Annotated in this window: 20 protein-coding genes; 2 read left to right on the forward strand and 18 right to left on the reverse strand. The window is 66.7% G+C overall.

All coding sequences use genetic code 11. The features are described 5' to 3' along the window. From AC5RVB_RS15895 to AC5RVB_RS15915, 5 genes are all read right to left on the reverse strand, one after another. Positions 1-898 (reverse strand): coiled-coil domain-containing protein (locus tag AC5RVB_RS15895; protein WP_494143123.1); only part of this gene is annotated, 898 nt, incomplete at its 3' end. Positions 899-1,072: 174 nt separating this feature from the next. Continuing rightward, positions 1,073-2,014: a regulatory protein RecX gene (locus AC5RVB_RS15900; protein WP_494143124.1), complete on the reverse strand. Its 942-nt coding sequence runs from the start codon at positions 2,012-2,014 to the stop codon at positions 1,073-1,075. 84 nt (positions 2,015-2,098) lie between these two features. Next, on the reverse strand, positions 2,099-3,151 hold the full coding sequence (gene recA, locus AC5RVB_RS15905; protein WP_227904458.1) for a recombinase RecA: 1,053 nt from the start codon (positions 3,149-3,151) through the stop codon (positions 2,099-2,101). A 235-nt stretch (positions 3,152-3,386) separates the two neighbouring features. Beyond that, the gene (locus tag AC5RVB_RS15910; RefSeq protein ID WP_227904456.1) at positions 3,387-3,611 is read right to left on the reverse strand and encodes a DUF3046 domain-containing protein; all 225 of its coding nucleotides are present in this window, start codon (positions 3,609-3,611) and stop codon (positions 3,387-3,389) included. A 68-nt stretch (positions 3,612-3,679) separates the two neighbouring features. Next, positions 3,680-4,567, reverse strand: coding sequence for a hypothetical protein (locus tag AC5RVB_RS15915; protein ID WP_494143125.1), 888 nt, complete (start codon positions 4,565-4,567; stop codon positions 3,680-3,682). Positions 4,568-4,979: 412 nt separating this feature from the next. On the opposite strand from AC5RVB_RS15915, the gene AC5RVB_RS15920 reads away from it, so the two are divergent. Further along, entirely contained in the window at positions 4,980-5,402 is a 423-nt protein-coding gene (locus AC5RVB_RS15920) for a MarR family winged helix-turn-helix transcriptional regulator (protein ID WP_227904450.1), read from the forward strand. Positions 5,403-5,513: 111 nt separating this feature from the next. Here AC5RVB_RS15920 and AC5RVB_RS15925 read toward each other — a convergent pair whose 3' ends face one another. From AC5RVB_RS15925 to dapA, 6 genes are all read right to left on the reverse strand, one after another. Continuing rightward, positions 5,514-5,939 carry a helix-turn-helix domain-containing protein gene (locus AC5RVB_RS15925; protein ID WP_269436336.1) on the reverse strand — a complete coding sequence of 142 codons (426 nt, stop codon included), beginning with the start codon at positions 5,937-5,939 and terminating at the stop codon, positions 5,514-5,516. Between the two features lie 158 nt (positions 5,940-6,097). Further along, the gene (locus tag AC5RVB_RS15930) at positions 6,098-6,574 is read right to left on the reverse strand and encodes a CinA family protein (RefSeq protein WP_227904446.1); all 477 of its coding nucleotides are present in this window, start codon (positions 6,572-6,574) and stop codon (positions 6,098-6,100) included. A gap of 5 nt (positions 6,575-6,579) precedes the next feature. Next, positions 6,580-7,170 (reverse strand): CDP-diacylglycerol--glycerol-3-phosphate 3-phosphatidyltransferase, encoded by a 591-nt coding sequence (pgsA, locus tag AC5RVB_RS15935; RefSeq protein WP_227904444.1) that lies wholly within the window; start codon positions 7,168-7,170, stop codon positions 6,580-6,582. A 20-nt stretch (positions 7,171-7,190) separates the two neighbouring features. Further along, positions 7,191-10,103: an FtsK/SpoIIIE family DNA translocase gene (locus tag AC5RVB_RS15940; protein ID WP_494143126.1), complete on the reverse strand. Its 2,913-nt coding sequence runs from the start codon at positions 10,101-10,103 to the stop codon at positions 7,191-7,193. A gap of 107 nt (positions 10,104-10,210) precedes the next feature. Further along, the gene (locus AC5RVB_RS15945; RefSeq protein WP_227904440.1) at positions 10,211-11,902 is read right to left on the reverse strand and encodes a ribonuclease J; all 1,692 of its coding nucleotides are present in this window, start codon (positions 11,900-11,902) and stop codon (positions 10,211-10,213) included. A 5-nt stretch (positions 11,903-11,907) separates the two neighbouring features. Further along, positions 11,908-12,825: a 4-hydroxy-tetrahydrodipicolinate synthase gene (dapA, locus tag AC5RVB_RS15950; RefSeq protein ID WP_494143127.1), complete on the reverse strand. Its 918-nt coding sequence runs from the start codon at positions 12,823-12,825 to the stop codon at positions 11,908-11,910. A gap of 85 nt (positions 12,826-12,910) precedes the next feature. On the opposite strand from dapA, the gene AC5RVB_RS15955 reads away from it, so the two are divergent. Then, positions 12,911-14,113 (forward strand): heparan-alpha-glucosaminide N-acetyltransferase domain-containing protein, encoded by a 1,203-nt coding sequence (locus tag AC5RVB_RS15955; protein WP_494143128.1) that lies wholly within the window; start codon positions 12,911-12,913, stop codon positions 14,111-14,113. A gap of 46 nt (positions 14,114-14,159) precedes the next feature. Here AC5RVB_RS15955 and AC5RVB_RS15960 read toward each other — a convergent pair whose 3' ends face one another. From AC5RVB_RS15960 to AC5RVB_RS15990, 7 genes are all read right to left on the reverse strand, one after another. Next, positions 14,160-14,633, reverse strand: a complete 474-nt coding sequence (locus tag AC5RVB_RS15960) for a hypothetical protein (protein WP_227904431.1) — start codon at positions 14,631-14,633, stop codon at positions 14,160-14,162. 8 nt (positions 14,634-14,641) lie between these two features. Then, on the reverse strand, positions 14,642-15,400 hold the full coding sequence (gene dapB / locus AC5RVB_RS15965) for a 4-hydroxy-tetrahydrodipicolinate reductase (RefSeq protein WP_494143129.1): 759 nt from the start codon (positions 15,398-15,400) through the stop codon (positions 14,642-14,644). A gap of 20 nt (positions 15,401-15,420) precedes the next feature. Then, positions 15,421-15,858, reverse strand: a complete 438-nt coding sequence (locus AC5RVB_RS15970) for a molybdenum cofactor biosynthesis protein MoaE (RefSeq protein ID WP_227904427.1) — start codon at positions 15,856-15,858, stop codon at positions 15,421-15,423. Next, the gene (locus AC5RVB_RS15975; protein WP_227929008.1) at positions 15,848-16,348 is read right to left on the reverse strand and encodes a MogA/MoaB family molybdenum cofactor biosynthesis protein; all 501 of its coding nucleotides are present in this window, start codon (positions 16,346-16,348) and stop codon (positions 15,848-15,850) included. The genes AC5RVB_RS15970 and AC5RVB_RS15975 overlap by 11 nt, the downstream gene beginning before the upstream one ends. After that, positions 16,345-16,770, reverse strand: a complete 426-nt coding sequence (moaC, locus tag AC5RVB_RS15980; protein ID WP_494143132.1) for a cyclic pyranopterin monophosphate synthase MoaC — start codon at positions 16,768-16,770, stop codon at positions 16,345-16,347. Before moaC ends, AC5RVB_RS15975 begins: the two co-directional genes overlap by 4 nt. Before the next feature lie 126 nt (positions 16,771-16,896). Beyond that, positions 16,897-18,255, reverse strand: a complete 1,359-nt coding sequence (locus AC5RVB_RS15985; protein WP_494143130.1) for a molybdopterin molybdotransferase MoeA — start codon at positions 18,253-18,255, stop codon at positions 16,897-16,899. A gap of 44 nt (positions 18,256-18,299) precedes the next feature. Beyond that, on the reverse strand, positions 18,300-19,383 hold a 1,084-nt coding region (locus AC5RVB_RS15990; RefSeq protein ID WP_494143131.1), incomplete at its 5' end, for a molybdopterin-dependent oxidoreductase.

A 19,383-nucleotide genomic window follows, 5' to 3' on the forward strand; every position in this document is an offset into this window, starting at 1 on the left:
CGGGTGCTACCGGGGCCGGTGCGACGGGCGCGGGTTTTACCGGGGCGGGTATTGAGGGGGATGTCACAGGCGGCGGTGCCGTTTCGGGCGATGCTTCGCCTCCCGCCGCCTGCCCGGCCCCGGGCCGGGGCGATTCCTGTGCGGAACGCTCCGCTGCCGCTTCCTGATCCCGAAAAGCCTTCTCCGCGGCTATCCCCCGTATCCGCGCTTCCTCTGCCTCGACGGTACTGTCCCGGAGTTCGGCAAGCTGGGCCAGAAGTACGGACTTCCGCGTTTCCTCCTCGCGGATGGCAGCAGCAGCGGCAGCGGCGGACGAATCCGCTTCCTCAACGTAGCGTTCGGCTTCGGCGACCAGTTTCGCCCGTGCATCCCGGGCCTGCTGCTCCTGTTCGCTGAACCCGGCTGCGACCTTCTCCGACGCCAGGGCGTCCGCATACAGATTGCCTGCCCGCGAGGAAACCCGGTCCATCAGATCGGCACCGTGCAGGGCGTCCACGGATCCGTCGGCGTCCAGCAGCATCAGCGCGGCACTGTCTGCGGCTGCCCCGCCGGTTTTATAGGTCTGGGCTGCCAAGGCGGCCACCTGGCGCATCAGGTCCGAGGCGTGTCCGGCGGCCGCTTCCCGCTGTGTAGCGAGCGAAATTAACAGCTGCTCATTGGCGGCAAGCTCTTCCACGGCAGCGTTGTAACGGTTGGTCGCAGAGACGGCGGCATCTCCGAGGCTGCCCGCTTCCTCCCTCAGCTCGGTGAGGAAGCCCTCCACCCGGTCCGCTTCAGCGGCTTTTGCCGACGCCGAGGACTGGGCCGCGCGGATGTCCTCCCAGGAGGGATAGGACTCGGCGGCGGGTGCCGGAGCTGCGCTGAGCACGGCTGAAGCCAGCACTGCTGTCAGGATCACTGCGGACAACGACGCCGCCCGACGGGGCCGCTCCCGTCCCGAATGCACCAGGGGCCCCGCAAACCTCATCTTTAACATAGTTCGCACAGCATACGGTACGGCGCGCTGATTGGACACCGGCTTCCAGACGAGAAGGCTGAGCCGTTACCGGCGGACAACGCGGCACCGGCCGTGCTAGACGGAGTCCCCGCGTTCCTCCCGGACAGCGGCGATGACTTCACTGGCCACGCGAAAGCCCAGGGAGGGTGAATAACCTTTGCGGGCGAGCATGCCAACCAGGCGCCGCGTCTGCTTGTCGCGTACCGTGCGGTCCGCCAGATCGGCTGACCGTTGGAGTTTGCGCCGCGCCAGTTCCCTGGCTGCCTCGAGTTCATCCTCGTCACTGACCTGCTCCAGTGCTTCGGCCGCAAGATCCGGGGCTATACCCTTTTCTGCCAGTTCCCGCCGAAGCGCTCCGCGGGCAAGTGACTTGCTTTGGGACCGGCTGCGGACCCAGAGCTGGGCGAACTCGGCGTCGTCAACCAGCTGCACTTCCTCGAAACGGTCCAGCACGGCCGCCGCCGATTCCGCAGGAATGTCCCGCTCGGCTAGTTTCGTTTCCAGCTGTTTCCGGCTCTTGGGGGATGCCGTGAGCTGGCGCAGGACAATGGCCTTGGCTTCGCTGTACGCCTCTTCCGGTGTCAGCGTTTCGGCATCCGCCTGCTGCCCGGACCCCCCGGTTCCTCCCGGTTTGCCGCGCTTGTTCCGGCGCCTGCCGGAGCTTTTTCCTGCGGCATCCGCTTCGGCCCAGGGTTCGTCAGCTGTCGCCTCTTCCCCGAACCCGTCCTCCTTGAATGCTTCCCAGCCGGCTTCCGGATCGCTTTCACCCGATGAGTCTTTGCTCCCGGCAGCCTTCCGCCATCCCGCGGTTCTGCCGGGCCGGTTTCGTTCGTTGGCAGGAGCTCCTGCGGGGTCGTCTACGGAGGCCTGCGCGGTTGCGGCCTGGATGTCAGCGAGGCGCTGTCTCAGCTGCGCCAGCGTCTCATCCTGTCCGGTCCCGGACCGGGGCGGGCTCTGCTGGGGGGTGTTCTGTTGCCGGGTTTTCTGCTGCCGGTTGTTCTGCTGCGGGGTATCCATAGCTGTCTCTGCCGGGGGCGCCAAGGCCGGTGCCCTCCGGAGACCGTGTCTTTACAACGGACCGGCCCGAAGGGCACCCGAACCTTAGGAGTCCTTCCCCACTGCCTTCAGCTTGGGGTTGGCGGGTGCTTCTGCGGCCGGAACGCCGATGCCAAGTTTTTCCCGGATCCGGCGCTCCAGCTCGTCCGCAAGGTCGGGATTGTCCTTGAGGAAGTTACGCGAATTTTCCTTGCCCTGACCCAGCTGGTCACCGTCATAGGTGAACCAGGCGCCGGACTTCTTGACCAGGCCGTGCTCCACTCCCATGTCGATGAGGCCGCCTTCGCGGGAAATGCCGACCCCGTACATGATGTCGAACTCTGCCTGCTTGAAGGGCGGAGCCATCTTGTTCTTGACGATCTTTGCCCGGGTCCGGTTACCAACCGGGTTGGTGCCTTCCTTGAGGGTCTCGATGCGCCGCACATCGATGCGGACCGAGGCGTAGAACTTCAGCGCCTTGCCGCCCGTGGTCGTTTCCGGGCTACCGAAGAAGACACCGATCTTTTCACGCAGCTGGTTGATGAAGATGGCCGTGGTGTTGGTGTGGCTCAGGCGGCCGGCGATCTTACGCAGCGCCTGGCTCATGAGGCGGGCCTGGAGTCCGACATGGCTGTCGCCCATGTCGCCTTCGATTTCGGCGCGGGGCACCAGAGCGGCAACGGAGTCAATGACAACAACGTCAACCGAACCGGAGCCAATCAGCATGTCCATGATTTCGAGGGCCTGCTCGCCGGTGTCCGGCTGGGAGACCAGGAGTGAGTCCGTGTCCACCCCGAGCTTGGCAGCGTAGATGGGGTCCAGGGCGTGCTCGGCGTCAATGAACGCGGCGATGCCGCCGCTCTTCTGTGCATTCGCCACCACGTGGAGCGCCAGGGTGGTCTTACCGGAGGATTCCGGTCCATAGATCTCCACGACGCGGCCGCGCGGCAGCCCGCCGATGCCCAGCGCCACGTCCAACGCGACCGAGCTGGTGGAGATGGTCTCGGCGGGGGCGCGCACTTCGTCGCCCAGCCGCATGATCGACCCCTTGCCGTACTGCTTGTCAATCTGGGCCAGCGCTGCCTCTAGGGCTTTTGCGCGGTCGGCTGGAGCAGCCATTCTTCACCTCGTGTTGTGGTAGTAAGCGGCCCGTAGGCCGGTCGTCCTTTTCTAATAACGACCCTATCCGGCGGCACTGACAAAACGGCTGACCGGACCTTGTTGCTCATTGTCTTGTGGATATCTCCGGGCCGCATCGGCTCGGACCGACCCCTGTGTAGGAGCATATCTTTATCCGAACAAAGATTCGAATAAGGTTCCCGGCGTGTTCCGCTCGAATACGCCGGCTGCGCCCTCAGGTGGCCTTGGGTTTTATATCCCGGCCCAGCCGGCGTTCCTGCGGAACATCCTGGATATCGCATACCGCCAGCCACACCGCCTTCGGTTCAATCCCTTTATCCAGTGCCTGCGCAGCGGTGACGCCGCCCAGCGGGGCAAGGACCAGGTCAGCGGCAAGGACCCGTGAATAGGCCGAACCGAACTCGTCATCCATAAGCCGCCAGAAGTCACTGATACGCATCAATTAATCGTCTCACGCACGGCGCACGGAGGCGTACATGTGCGCCACGGGCTACTCAGCGTTCAGGCTCACGTCATCTGGAGTCCTCGGACGCTCCAGTCTGCGCAGTCCACGACCTGACCGCCTTGATCCGTGATCAGGATCAACGTCCTGCCTCCGCGCATCGTCGCTGTGCCGCGGATGCGGAGGTCCCAGGGACGTCGCTCCAGAAGCTCCCCCTCATTGCTGAACCGGAACAGGGAGTTCTTCCCATCGGAGGGCTCGTGGACCGCGATCCAGGAGTTCGTCACCGGGTCATGGAGGACATGACGGAAGTGCTCAGCTATCCTCGCTCGTTCTCGCCCGTCGGAGTCGAGGATGCGTAACGGTCCCCCTATCTCGGTGATCGCCAGGTGCTCCCCGTCGCTGGCTGCACACCAAACCGTGTTCAGTCCGGTCGCGATCCGGGACCCGAGCGGATCCAGCGAACGATCCAGCAGACGGCACCAGCCGCCACCCGCTTCAAGCGAGAGGTCCGAAGTCAGCGCAATTACTCTCAACGCTCCCCGCAGGGTACCCACTTCCTCCCCGGTCGCTGCCTCCAGCACACGGGTGGCCCTGCGGAGGTGAGTGACGACTACACGGCCTCCGGCCAGGGCGGTCACCGCCTCTACGTTCGTGCGGCTGGGGTCCTGCCACAGCCGCTGTCCCGTCAGGTCATACCCGCATATGCCGTGGCGCTCCCACGCGCCGGCCACCACCACGGGGTGCTCGCCGGGCACTAGTGCCCCCCGCCAGCCGCCGGAGCCCCACATCGTTTCGAACGTGGTGCACCGCGTACCGCGCACCAGTGACCACACGTCGACGACTCCCTTGGGCCGGGCGGTGACCAGCAGATCCTCTTCCCACGGTGGTGCGGCCACATCGAGAAGGTCAAGTCCCCACGGAGCACTCCCTACGGACCCATTGACGATCATGCCGGGGACTCTGCCAGCGGATCCGATAGCGGTCAAGCCCCCACCGACCGAAGCCGCCTCTGCACAGGTCCGGGCCGGCACCGGATTCCGGCCGCTTGACGGACACAAAAACGGCGCAGGCCGGGGCAGGTGCCGCGGCGCGAACCTACAATGAGGGATGACCGAGATTTCCGGCACGGCCGGTTCTCCGAAGCACCGCACGCATCCGCAGAGTCCGCTTTCCGGTGATGGCCTTCGGGGCGCAAGCCTTCCGGACGCAAGCCTTCCGGCTGCAGGCTTTCCGAGTGCAGGGCCCGTCGGGATATTCCCGGCTGCCGGGCCGGGCACCGGGCCTGAGGGAGATACTGCCATTGAGGACCTGGAGCAGGAACTAAGTGTCCTCTGGCGCAGGGCCCGGGCCAGTTCGCACCGCATGGCCCGGGAAGTCCACCCGGATATGGAGCCGTCCGCCTATGGCCTCATGGTGCTGCTTCACCAGCAGGGTCCGATGCGCCTGACGGAGCTATCCTCCGCCGTAGGGGTGGGAAAGCCGTCACTGAGCCGGCAGGTGTCGATGCTGCAGACGCTGGGACTCGTTGAAAAACATACTGATCCGATCGATGGCAGGGCCCAGCCCATCAGCCTCACCGAATCAGGCTCTGCCCGCCTGGAAGGTACGGCCGCGGCGCGTAAGGCGCATTTCCGGAGCACCTGGACAGGCTGGGAAACCGAGGATCTGCTCACTCTGGCAAAGCTGCTGCACAAGCTGAACACCTCGGTGCTGCCGCCGGGCGGAGACCCCGCCATCCCGCTGCCTGCGGAAGGCCGGGAGGGGGAAGCCGGGCCCGGCAGTTAGAGCTGCGGACAGAACAAACCCCCGCAGGCACCGCGCCTGCGGGGGTTTTCAAGTCGCTTCCGGTCCGGATCCGTTCAGGGGCATCCCGACCGGCAGGTCGTGGGGTGGGTCCTAGGGTGTGCGGGCCAGGTCCCGGGCCAGGTCTTCCGGGAACTCACGTGCAAATTCCCGGGAAAACTCCGATGGCACGGTATCTGGAATGGCCACGCCTTCAGCGTTGGCCACCCGGTCACTGACCTCACGGAGCATCAGGGACAGGGGCACATCGAGGGCAGTGCAGATGGAAGACAGCAGTTCTGACGATGCTTCCTTTTGTCCGCGTTCAACCTCGCTGAGGTAGCCGAGGGAAACGCGGGCGCTATGTGAGACCTCGCGCAGGGTACGGCCCTGGCGCTGGCGCACGTCGCGGAGAACATCACCAATCTCGTGACGAAGAACTACCATCTTGCGCTCCTTTGGCTCCCGGTGTGCGTCTTCCGCCAACCCTACATCCCGCCAGCGGATCACGCCGTTCACGGACACGGGTTGCTTAACCATGTGTATCGTCCTGCTCCCTATGAGTACGGCTGCGGCGATACCGCAGACTGTCCAAAGATCGTAATAAAAGAACCTTGGCGGTTCCTGATACTAACAACTGACACCCTGCCGGATTTGTTCCCGTTTATATCCGGACGCTTCCCGCTCCGTCCGCTACGCTAGTCCGCTTCCAGCTCGGTGGCCAGCATCAGAAGCGCCTGCCGGCAGGTTGCGGCCCGGATGGCTGCCCGGTCCCCGGAGAAATGGAACTCCCGGACGCTGGTGCCTCCGGCCGTAGCGATACCCACGAACACCGTGCCCACCGGTTTTCCGTCATGGGCCTCGGGCCCCGCGGCTCCGGTGGTGGAGACCCCGATATCGGCGCCCAGGACGCGCCGCGCTCCGGAGGCCATATGTTCGGCCACCCGTCCGTCCACGGAACCGGCTTCGGCCAGGAGCCCGGCCGGAACTCCGAGAACGGAGTGCTTGATGCCATTTTGGTACGCCACCACTCCGCCCTGCAAAACCGCCGAAGCCCCCGGTACCGCTCCGAGTTCAGCGCAAAGCATGCCGGCGGTCAGGGACTCCGCGGTGGCCACTGTCCTCCCGGCGGCACGTGCCGCGTCGAGGACCGCAGCCGCGGTTCCCGGCGTCATACCGGTCAGGCCCGCCTGGCGTCGCGGCGCAGCCGGACAGCCTGGAGTACATAGTCAATGCCGGTGACAACGGTGATCACCAGCGCAGCAGCCATCACGACGGCGCCGATCCACCACGCCCAGCCACCCAGCCAGGTGGAGAGCGGCAGCAGGAAGAGGAAGATCGCGAAGGTCTGCACCACGGTCTTCAGCTTGCCGCCGCGGGAGGCAGCCATAACGCCGTAGCGGATGACAACAAAACGCATCAGGGTGATGCCGAGCTCCCGGACCAGGATGACAATGGTGACCCACCACCAGAGTTCGCCCAGCAGCGAGAGCATCACCAGGGCGGAGCCGATCAGCAGCTTGTCCGCGATCGGGTCGGCGATCTTGCCGAAGTCGGTGATCAGGCCGCGGCTGCGGGCAATATCGCCGTCGAGCTTATCCGTGTAGATGGCAACGGCGAATGTCGCCACGGCGAGCCAGCGGAACAGTCCCCCCTGGCCGTCGTCGAGTGCCAGGAACCAGATAAAGAGCGGAACCATCAGGATCCGCACCACCGTCAGTGCGTTGGCGATGTTGAGGGTGGGGACTCTGTCCGTAGGAGAATTGCTCACGCCTCCAGCGTAGCGAACATTCACCGGCCGGTGAGGCTCCAGGCGTCTTCGGAGCCGTCGGCGTCGTCGTCGCCGTCATGGTATTCCGTTGCCTGGGGGCGGCTCTCCAGATCCGCGGCCACCAGGTCAACCGGTCCGCCGGGCTCGAACCCGTGGTTCACGTTGGCGTTGTCAGCCAGCGCGGCAGTATCCGCGCCGCCGGCCGGTGCCGGGGCTTCCCCGCCGCTGATCGCGGCCAGGGTGGCTGCCAGATCGTCGGGTTTGACCAGCACGTCGCGGGCCTTGGATCCTTCGGAGGGACCAACGACGCCGCGGGACTCCAGCAGGTCCATCAGGCGTCCGGCCTTGGCAAAGCCCACGCGCAGCTTGCGCTGCAGCATGGACGTGGAGCCGAACTGGGTGGTGACCACCAGTTCCGTGGCCTGCAGCAGAACATCGAGGTCGTCTCCGATGTCGTCGTCGATCTGCTTCTTCGGCGCGGTGACGGTGACGTCTTCACGGTAGACGGCCTGGAGCTGGTTCTTGACGTGCTCCACCACGCGGTGGATCTCGGACTCGGTGACCCAGGCACCCTGAACGCGGATGGGCTTGTTGGAACCCATCGGCAGGAACAGGGCGTCGCCCTGGCCCAGCAGCTTCTCCGCGCCGGGCTGGTCCAGGACCACGCGGGAGTCGGTGACCGAGGACGTCGCGAAGGCCATCCGGGAAGGCACGTTGGCCTTGATCAGGCCGGTCACCACGTCCACGGAGGGACGCTGGGTGGCCAGCACCAGGTGGATGCCGGCGGCGCGGGCAAGCTGGGTGATGCGGACAATGGAGTCTTCCACGTCCCGCGGGGCAACCATCATCAGGTCCGCCAGCTCGTCCACGATCACCAGCAGGTACGGGTAGGCGCGGATGACCCGCTTTGAGCCCGCCGGGGGCACCACCTTGCCGTTACGGACGGCCTTGTTGAAGTCGTCAATGTGCTTGAACCCGAAGTTCGCCAGGTCGTCATAGCGGGTGTCCATTTCCCGGACCACCCACTGCAGGGCCTCGGCGGCCTTCTTCGGGTTGGTGATGATGGGCGTGATCAGGTGCGGCACGCCTTCGTAGGCGGTCAGTTCCACCCGCTTGGGGTCCACCATCACCATGCGCACCTCGTCCGGGGTGGAGCGCATCAGGATGGAGGTGATCATGGAGTTCACAAACGAGGATTTACCGGCACCGGTGGCACCGGCCACCAGCAGGTGGGGCATCTTGGCCAGGTTCGCGACAACGAACCCGCCCTCAACATCCTTGCCCACACCCATCACCATGGGGTGCTCGGTCTTGCGGGCGGAGTTGGAACGCAGCACATCGCCCAGGGCCACGACTTCCTTGTCCGCGTTCGGAATCTCGATGCCGATGGCGGATTTTCCGGGAATGGGCGAAAGGATGCGCACATCGGAGCTGGCCACCGCGTAGGCAATGTTCTTGGACAGGGCGGTAACCCGTTCCACCTTGGTGCCCTCGCCGAGTTCAATCTCGTACCGGGTGACCGTGGGGCCGCGGGAGAAGCCGGTGACCTTGGCATCCACGTTGAACTGTTCCAGCGTGTGCGTCAGGGCGGCGACGACGGCGTCGTTGGCTTCGGAGCGTTCCTTGGCGGGCGGACCCGGCGGCAGGAAGTCCGACGGCGGCAGGGTGTAGGTGATGTCGCCGGAGAGCTGCAGCTGTTCGGTGCGCTGCGGAATGGGTGCGGCCGGGGGCGTGTGCGCCACAGGCTTGGACGGGACCGGCGGAACCGGGGCGCCGGCGGAGGCCAGGTTCAGCACTTCAGTGGCGCCCGGGACCATGCTGATCGCCTCGGTGGGCGGCTCGGCTGAGTCCGCGACAGGGCTGCCGTCCACCGGAAGCCCCTGGTTGCGGCGGATCTTCTGGGTGGCCAGTTCCGCCTGGGTGGGCCGCCGCACTCCCGGCGGGACCGCAGGAGCGGCCGCGGCAGCTGCAGCCGCTTCGTCTTCCTCATCCTGCAGCAGGGCCCGTTCAAAGGCCTCATCTCCGGCAAACCCTTCCTGAGCCGCAGCGGCGGCGGCAGCTTCGGCCTGCTTTTCCCGCCGGCTCCTGCGCGGCTTTTTGACCTTCTCCGGTGCGGAGTTTCCGTACAGGTAGCTCTGGTCGTGGGCCTCGGGATCATCCGGTGCCAGGTCCTGGCCCATCAGATGCTCGTAGAGGGCGCGCAGGCGCAGCGGAATGTGCCGGAAAGGGGTGGCGGTGACAATCAGAATGCTCACGAACACCAGGAAGGCCAGCAGGATCACCACCGGCCAGGTGGTGAGGGCTGCCGACAGCGGCCCGGCGACGAGGAAACCGACGATGCCGCCGGAGGCCCACAGCCGGTCGAACCCGTCGGAGAGGGCGGGCGAACCGCCGACAATGTGGGTGATGCCGGAGCCGGAAAGCAGCATAATGACCAGCCCAATGCTGATCCTGCTGTTGGCGCGGTGGCGTTCGGGGTACCGGAACAGGCGGACCGATCCGGTCAGGAGCATAAACGGGAGGACCAGGGCCATCCAGCCGAAGGTGCCGGCCGCTCCGGCGTGGATAACATCCGCGACGGGACCCCGCAGTGCCCACCATTCAACGGTGGCTACGGCCAGTGCCAGCAGGATCAGGAAGAAACCGGTGCCGTCGCGGCGGATTGCCCGCTCCGGGGAGACATCAGTGCCGAGTTTGCGGATGCCTGCTCCGGCGATCCGCGCCACGCCCATCCAGGCGCTTTCAATGGCCCGCAGCGGCAGCGGCAGCTGCTCCTGCGGCGGTGACTGGCGTGACGCGGAGCTCCCCCGGCCCCCGGTTCCGCCACGCGGGTTGCCTTTGCCTGATGTCTTGCTGGTGCTGCCGCCGGTGCTGCGGGCCTTTGTGGGGCCGGAAGCACCGCTGCGTGCGGCAGGGGAAGTACGAGTCGCCATAGGAGCCACGCTACCTGATCGGCTGCCCGATCCCCTGAATTTACGCGGCCGGGCAGCACTTTGGCAGGGTTTCCCGGCCGCATCCGCTTAGATCGGCACGGGCAGGATCAGGCCTCGACGACTACCGGCACAATCATCGGCCGGCGGCGCAGCCGGCGGTTGACCCAGGTGCCCACTACCCGCCGCACCACCTGCTGGAGCTGGTAGGTGGTGTGGTCGGTGTTGGACCGCACCGCTTCCTCCAGTGCCGCACTGATCTTTGGAATGATCTCGTCGAAGACCGCGTCCCCTTCAGCGAACCCGCGCGCGTGGATCTCAGGACCGGAGACGATGGTCCCGGTGCTGCGGTTCACCACGGAAATGATGGAGATGAATCCTTCCTCGCTCAGGATCCGCCGGTCCTTCAGGTCCGTATCGGTGATGGCGCCGACGCTGGAGCCGTCCACATAGACGAATCCGCATTCAACCTCGCCAACCACCCGGGCCTTGCCCCCGCGCAGGTCCACCACAGTGCCGTCGTCGGCCAAAATGATGTTCTGTTCCGGCACGCCGGTGGCAGCGGCAAGCCGCCCGTTGGCAATCAGGTGCCGGGTTTCCCCGTGGACCGGCATGGCGTTTTTGGGCCGCAGGATGTTGTAGCAGTAGAGCAGTTCCCCCGCTGCGGCGTGCCCGGAGACGTGGATCTTCGCGTTGCCCTTGTGCACAACATCGGCGCCCAGGCGCATCAGTCCGTTGATGACCCGGAAGACGGCGTTCTCATTGCCCGGGATCAGGGACGAGGCAAGGATGACCGTATCTCCCTTGCCGATGCTGATCCGGTGGTCGCCGTTGGCCATCCGGGACAGGGCGGCCATGGGTTCGCCCTGCGAGCCGGTGGACATCAGCACCACCTTGTCATCAGGCAGGTCATCCACGTTCTTCAGGTCCACCAGGATGCCCTCGGGCACGTTCAGGTAGCCCAGTTTCTCGGCAATGGCCATGTTGCGGACCATGGAACGGCCCACAAAGCATACGTAGCGTCCGTGGGCCGCGGCCGCGTCGAGGACCTGCTGCACACGGTGGATGTGGGAGGAGAAGGAGGCAACGATGATCCGCTTGCTGACCTTGCCGAAGAGCTCGTTCAGCACGGGGCCGATTTCGCGTTCGGCGGTGGTGAAGCCGGGGACGTCGGCGTTGGTGGAGTCCGCCATGAACAGGTCCACGCCTTCCTCGCCGAGCCGGGCGAAGGCGCGCAGGTCGGTGATCCGGCCGTCCAGCGGCAGCTGGTCCATCTTGAAGTCGCCGGTGTGCAGCACGGTGCCGGCCTCGGTGCGGATGAACACGGCCAGGGCGTCGGGGATGGAGTGGTTGACGGCCACGAATTCGCATTCGAAGGGACCGAGGTGTTCCACCTGCCCTTCCCTGACGGTGAGGGTGAAGGGCTTGATGCGGTGTTCCTGGAGCTTGGCTTCGACCAGGGCCAGGGTCAGCTGCGAACCGATCAGGGGAATGTCGTTCTTCAGGCGCAGCAGGTACGGCACGGCACCGATGTGGTCCTCGTGGCCGTGCGTGAGCACCACGCCCACCACATCCTCCAGGCGGTCCTCGATGTAGGAGAAGTCCGGAAGGATGAGGTCGACTCCGGGTTGGGTTTCCTCCGGGAACAGCACGCCGCAGTCAACGATCAGGAGCTTGCCGTCGATCTCAAACACGGCCATGTTCCGGCCGATCTCCCCCAGTCCGCCCAGGGCGACGATCCGCAGGGTTCCGGGCTCCAGGGCCGGCGGGGTGAGCAGCGCGCTGCCCGGGGTTACGCTCATGTCCGTTACGCCCCGATCCGGGAGAAATCCATGCCGGCTTCGGCCAGGTCAGTGTAGACGGCCTCCATTTCGATGGCGTCCGGCGCCACCAGCGGCAGGCGGACAACTGCGTTGGGAATGACCTTCTGCAGGGCCAGGATCTGCTTGGCAGAGACGGCACCGGGGATATGCGTCATCACGGCACGGATCAGGGGATCGAGTTCGAAATGGATCCGGCGGGCCGTGGCAAAGTCCCCGGCGGCAGCGGCGTCGACCAGTGCACGGAACTTAGCCGTGGCGATGTGGGCGGAAACGCTCACCACCCCCACGGCGCCGGCGGCCATCCATGGCAGGGTCAGCCCGTCATCTCCGGCGTAAACATCCAGCGTGGTGTTGGCCAGCACGCGGGTAATTCCGGCAAAGTCCGCCTTGGCGTCCTTCAGGGCGAGGATTTTGGGATTATCCGCCAGCCGGATGAGGGTGGAGGTGCTCAGTGCGATGCCGGCACGGCCGGGAATGTCGTAAATCATGATTGGCAGGTCCGTGGCTGCGCTCACGGCGTCGAAGTGCGCCAGGACGCCGGCCTGTGTGGGCTTGTTGTAATACGGAGTCACAACGAGCTGTCCATCGGCTCCGGCGCGCTCGGCGCGGCGGGCCATCTCCACCGAGTGGGATGTGTGGTTGGTGCCGGTGCCGGCAATAACCTTTGCCCGGCCGCCCACGGTTTCAGCAACCACCCGGAACAGATCTTCCTTCTCGCTGTCCTCCAGGGTGGAGGTTTCACCGGTGGTCCCGGATACCACCAGGCCGTCGCAGCCGTCTTCGACAAGTTTGTTCGCGAGGTAGGCGGTGGCGTCAAAGTCCACTGCACCGTCCTCGGTAAACGGGGTCACCATGGCGGTGACGAGGGTGCCGAAGGGAAGCGTGCGGTTTAGTGAATCCATGGGTAAAACGTTACCCGCAACGTGGCGCAAACGGACAACGCCCCCGCGGCCGGCCGCCGGTGCGGGCAGGTGAACCGGTTGGACGGTGCGTGAGACGATTCTGTGCATGATCCAACGCCGCCTCACCGGCATCGACGCTGCCCGCGGGATAGCCCTGCTGGGTATGATCGCCACCCACACCCTGCCGCTGTACAACCAGGAAACCGGGTACGGCACGCTCACCGGCCTGGTCTTCTCCGGCCGGTCCTCGGCCCTGTTCGCCGTGGTGGCCGGCGTCGGGCTGGCGCTGCTCACGGGCGGCAGCCAGCCCCATGAAGCGAAGGCAGTGAACCGGGACCGGCGCGGAATCGCGGTCCGTGCGCTGATTATTGCCCTCGTCGGGCTGGCCCTGGGCGGGTTGCAGACCAGCATCGCCATTATCCTCTTCCACTACGCGGTGCTGTTCCTCCTGGCGCTGCCGTTCGTGGGGATGCCGCTGCGGCGCCTGGCCGTTTGGGCGGGAGCATGGCTGCTCGCCTCCCCCGTGCTCGCCTACCTGCTGCGCGGCTGGCTGCTGGAGAATCTATCGCCGGCGGAGATTGACGGAAACCTCACATGGGATTCCTTCCTCGCCCCGGCAACCCTGGCGGCGGATGTGTTTGTCACCGGCTTCTACCCCGTACTCCAGTGGCTAAGCTACATCCTGCTGGGCATGGTCATCGGCCGGCTGACGCTGACAAACCTGTCGGTACAGGTCGGGCTGCTCGCCGCCGGTATTTTCGCAGCGGTTACCTCCAAGTTCCTTTCCTATTACCTGCTGGGTTCACTGGGCGGCTTCGATGCCCTGCAGGCAACCGCGTCCGGGCAGCGGTGGCCGCTGGCCCGCATGCTGGAAGTGAATCTCAGCCCGGTGGAACAGACCGGGTCCTGGTGGTGGCTGGCGCTGGCCGGGCCGCATTCCAATACGAGCCTGGACATGCTGCACGCAGCCGGCACCGCGGCCGCGGTGCTGGGCGCCTGCCTGCTGCTCACCCGGGCACGCCCGAATCTGCTGCTGCCGCTCTCCGCCGCCGGCGCCATGACGCTGACGCTCTACAGCCTGCATGTCTGGGTCATGAGCGTGGTGGACCTGCAGGTTCCCCCGCTGGAGCCGATGCCGGTGTTCTGGATCCAGGCCACGATCTACGTGGTGCTGGCCATCCTGTTCCAGCGCATCGAAGCACGCGGGCCGTTGGAGTTCCTGACCTCCGGTGCATCCCGGCTGGCCCGCGGAAAGTCAGGGGCGGGCACGGCGGCGCGCAAACGCTGACCCGCCGGATCGGTAGAAAGGAAATGCCGGAGGAATCCGGAGCGGGTCAGTTGCCCTTTGAGCCGAACAGCTTGCCGGCCTGCCGCATGGCACGCCGTGCCCGGGTCCGGTCCCCCGCGGCGTCATAGGCGCAGGACAGCCGGAACCAGCTGCGCCAGTCCTCCGGGGCCGCTTCCGTTTCCGCCTTGTACTGCGGGAACTGCGCATCGGCAGCGGCGCGAACAATCCGTCCGCCCGGTGTCCGGGGCAGGTCGTCAACCGGGAGCCGGCCCTCCTCGGCCAGGATGGAAGCCATCTTTTCCGTCCGGGCACCGAAGGTCAATTCACGGATCAGGGCCCATGCACCCACCACCGGCAGTACCAGGTAGGCGGCGCCCATGAGTTTGGCCGGGATTTCCGGGGAGGTCAGCAGCAGCCAGCCGCGCTGCGCGGATACCACCAGGTAAAAAAGCAGCAGCAGGGTCACCAGCGCCACACCAAGCTTGGCACGGTTGGAAAAGAGGCCGGAAAAGAAAGACAACGTGATCCTTAGTCGTTCAGGTTGAGGTAGCCGTCAAGACCGACGGTCAGTCCGGGATGCTCTGCAACCTGCCGCAGTCCCAGCAGGACGCCGGGCATAAAGGACGCCCGGTCAAAGGAGTCATGCCGGATGGTGAGCTGCTCGCCGGGACCGCCCAGGAGTACTTCCTGATGGGCCACAAGTCCGCGCAGTCGGACCGAGTGCACGTGCACACCGTCCACGTCGGCGCCGCGGGCTCCCGTGAGCTCCTTGGTGGTGGCGTCCGGGGACGGTGCCACCCCTGCCTCCTCGCGTGCCTGTGCGATCAGCGAGGCGGTGCGGACTGCTGTGCCCGACGGCGCGTCCACCTTGTCCGGGTGGTGCAGTTCGATCAGTTCCACTGATTCGAAGTAGCGTGCGGCCTTCGCGGCGAAGGCAGTTGCCAGGACCGAGCCGAGCGCAAAGTTCGGGGCAATGAGCACACCGGTACCCGGGGAGGCCTGGAGCAGCTCCTGCAGCCGGGCCAGCCGGTCAGCATCCCACCCGGTGGTGCCCACTACGGCGTGGATGCCGTGTTCGACGGCGAAACGGACGTTCGCTTCGGTGCTGTCCGGCACGGTCAGGTCCACAATGCAACGCGCACCGGCGGAGACCAGCGTTTCCAGCGGATCGGTCCGGCCCAGGGCCGCCACCAGTTCCATGTCTTCGGCTGCCTCGACGGCGGCCACGGCTTCGGATCCCATCCGGCCCGAGGCGCCGAGCACCGCTACGGCAAGTTTTTCCTTCATAGCCTCAAGATTACCGGTGCTCACGGCCGGTCACTGACGCCCACCCACTCGGTGCTGCCGTCGGTAAAGCCCTGCTCCTTCCAGATGGGCACATTCGCCTTCACGGCGTCCACCAGTGCCGAGCAGGCGGCGAACGCGGTGCCGCGGTGTGCCGAGGCGACGGCGGCCACGAGGGCGGCGTCACCGATCTCGAGGGCTCCGGTGCGGTGTCCCACCCAGATGCGGACGCCGTCGTACGCCGCCGCGATTTCCCCCGCCACCTGCGCCAGGACCGCTGCGGCGGTGGGGTGGGCACTGTAGCCGAGGGAAGTCACCGTTTTGCCGTCGTCGTGGTTGCGGACAATGCCGCTGAAGAGCACTACGGCTCCGCACTCGGGTGACCAGGCCTGGCGTTCTGCCTCGGCGGTGCTCAGGGGTTCGGCGGAGACTGTGGCCCGCAGGACTTCGCTAGTGTTCACGCTTGCCTTCCAACTGGCCGCAGATGTGGCCGATGATCGGTTCCAGCACGGCCAGCCCGTCGGCGACGGCGGACGGGGACCCGGGCAGGTTCACAATAAAGGTGCCGCCGGCGGTGCCTGCGTATCCGCGGCTGATCGCCGCCATGGGTGTGGATGCGAGCCCCTTGGCACGGATGGCCTCCATGACCCCCGGAAGCTGCCGGTCCAGCAGCGGTTCGGTCAGGTCCGGGGTGACATCATCCGGGCTCAGGCCGGTGCCCCCGCTGGTCAGCAGGACGGACGGGGCCAGGGCGAGGATCCGCCGCAGGGAAGCGGAAATCTCATCGCCGTCGGGCACCACTTCCGCCAGCACCAGGTCATAGTCCAGGGCGTACAGCCAATCGGCGATCAGCGGGCCGCATTCGTCTTCGTAAACGCCGGCAGCTGCCCGGGTGGAGGCGATCAGGACGGCCGCGGTGCGGCGCGGGGCCGCGGGTACGGGGGTGCTCACAGCTTCCAGTCTCCGCTCTTGCCGCCGGACTTGGCCAGCACCATGGTGTCAGTGATCCGGGCGTGCTTATCCACCGCCTTGATCATGTCGTAGAGCGTCAGCGCGGCCACCGAGGCGGCAGTGAGGGCCTCCATTTCCACGCCGGTAAGCCCCTTGGTCTTTACGGTGGCCTGCACCAGGACGTCCTGGTCCCGCGGAGTGAAGTCCACCGTGACCTTGGTGAGCGGCAGCGGATGGCAGAGCGGGATGATGCTGGAGGTCTGTTTCGCGGCCATGATCCCGGCCACCCGGGCGACGGCGATGGCATCGCCTTTTGGCAGGCCGCCGTCGGCGATCAGCCGCAGGACGTCGGCGGTGGTAACCAGCACGGACTGCGCTGTGGCCTGCCGCGTGGTTTCGGGCTTGCCGGAGACATCCACCATGTGTGCTGAGCCGTCATCGCGGACATGCGTTAATCCGGCGGTCTGGTGGTTATCAGGTTCGGCGCTCACGGGGCGTCCTTTCGGCATGCGGCGCCCGGATGAGGGCACTGCGGGATGGTTCAGCTGTTAGTCCACAAGCAATACTGTCACTTCCGCGCCTTCGGGGAGCTTTTCGGTGCCCACCGGAACCGAGATGAGCGCATTGGATGAGGCCAGGGCATGCATCAGGTGCGAGCCGGGGCCGCCCACCGGCACCACGGTCCCGTCCGGGCAGTACCGGCCGCGGCGGATCTGGTGCTTCCCGGGCGGACTCTGCAGCGGTTCGGTCAGCCGTGCCTGCACCTGCACCCGCGGGCGCGGCGTGCCGGTGACCGCTGCGAGGGCCGGGCGCAGAAACATTTCAAAGGACACCAGGGAGCTGACCGGATTCCCGGGGAAGCCCAGGAAGGGCACCCCGTCCACGGTGCCGATCCCCTGGGGGCCGCCGGGTTGCATGGCAACGGACAGGAACCGGACCTCCGCAGCCGCCAGCGCCTGGCGCACCACCTCGTAGGCACCCTTGCTGATCCCGCCGGAGGTAAGCACCAGATCGGGAGCGTCTGCGGCGATGTCCGCCCGCAGCCGTTCGAGGAATTCCGCCGGAGAATCGGCCAGGATCCGTGACCGCAGCACGCGGGCGCCGGCGGCTTCCAAGGAGGAACGGAGCAGGGTGGTGTTGGCGTCATGAATCTGCCCCGGGCCCAGCGGCTGGCCCGGTTCACGGACTTCGTCACCGGTGGTCAGCAGCAGCACCCTGGTGCGCGGACGCACGGCAACGCGGTCCAGCCCCAAGCCGGCAAGCAGTCCCAGCTGCAGAGTACCCAGAACGGTTCCACCGGATAGGGCCAGTGCGCCTGCGGCAATGTCGCTCCCGGCCCGGCGCACAAACCGGCCGGGCGGAATACCGGCGGGAAGCTGCACACTGCCCGCGGTCCCCGCGGGCAGGAAATGGTCGGGATCGCAGGCTTCGATGGGAACCACGGCGTCCGCCCCCTCGGGCAGCATGGCACCGGTCATAACGGGTGCGGCGGTGCCGGGCTGCAGCGGCGGCGGGGCGCTGCCGGCCGGAATGTGGGCGGCTGTCGCCAGGCGGATGCCGGCGGCGGATCCCGCTGCGGGCCCGCCCGGACCGGCGGCCGCGGATTCTCCGGCCGATTCCCCGGCCGGCATTGCCAGGTCCGCTGAGCGAACGGCATACCCGTCCATTTGGGAATTGGTAAACGGCGGAAGGTTTCCCGGCGCATGCACATCGGCGGCCAGGACCCGGCCCGCGGCCTCCGCCACCGGCACGGTTTCGGCAGCCGGCGGGTGTGCTTCAAACCAGTGCCGCAGCAGCTCCGCGACGGCCGCCTGGTGCGCCGCAACACTCCGCGGACCGGGACCGGGCACAGCGTCCGTGCCGGTGTCGGTTCCTTCGGTTCCCTGCGGGGCGGATTGTCCGGACATTGTCCTCCTAGCTGATGCGGTATCCGGCCGGGCGGTTCCGTGCCTCACCGTGCCGTCACCCGAATTGTATGCAGGCCGGTGGCGCCGTCGGGCAGCACGGGGCGTTTCTCCTCCGCCTGCCTTGTACCGTTGGCATCCAGGGCGCGGACGCTCAGGTCATGTCCGCCGGGGGTCAGCTCCACCGGCAGCGAGTACTGCCGCCAGGTGTCCGCCGAAATGCCCGGCGCCAGCTGCGCATCCTGCCACTCGCCGTCGTCCACCCGGACCTGCACGGCACTGATGCCGGTGTGTTGCGCCCAGGCCACCCCGGCCACGGTAACCGTGCCGGCAGACACCGGGTTCCGCCCGGGGACGTCAATGCGGGAGGAGAGCTTGACCGGTCCGCGCTCGCCCCAGCCCCGTTCGGTCCAGTACGCCGTCTCATCGGCAAAGCGCGTCACACGCAGCTCGGTGACCCATTTGGTGGCGGAGACGTAGCCGTACAGTCCCGGGACCACCAGCCGGACGGGGAAACCGTGCTCCAGCGGCAGCGGGTTCCCGTTCATTCCAACGGCAAGCAGGGCATCGCGGTTATCGGTCAGCGCTTCCAGCGGGGTGGAGGCGCTCCAGCCGTCCCTGCTCGTGGACAGGACCATGTCCGCACCCGGCCGGATGCCGGCCTGAGCGAGCAACTCGCGCACGGGCCAGCCCAGCCACCGGGCGTTGCCGATCAGGTTCCCGCCCACTTCATTGGAGACGCAGGCCAGCGTGACGTAGCTTTCCTGCAGCGGCTTGGCCAGCAGGTCAGCAAACGTCAGCTCCACCTCGCGGTCCACCATTCCCGTGACCCGCAGCCGCCACTTGTCCGGATCGATGACCGGCACGCTCAGGGCAGTGTCAATACGGTAGAAGTCCGCGGCCGGTGTCACCAGCGGCGGCAGCCCCTGCACGGCGAGTTCGGCACCGGCCGGAACAGGCGCTGCCGCACGGGCCGGAACCGGCAGCCGCACAGCGTCACGCAGTGCCAGCACCCCCGCCTGGCCGCCCCTGGCCACGGCGGAGAGCGCCGTGCCGAGCAGGGCCACTGCCGCTCCCCCGCCCACAGCGGCAAGGACGGCGCGCCGTCCGGCCCCGACGGCCTCGGGGGTC

Source organism: Arthrobacter sp. Y3225209, from assembly GCF_059090685.1.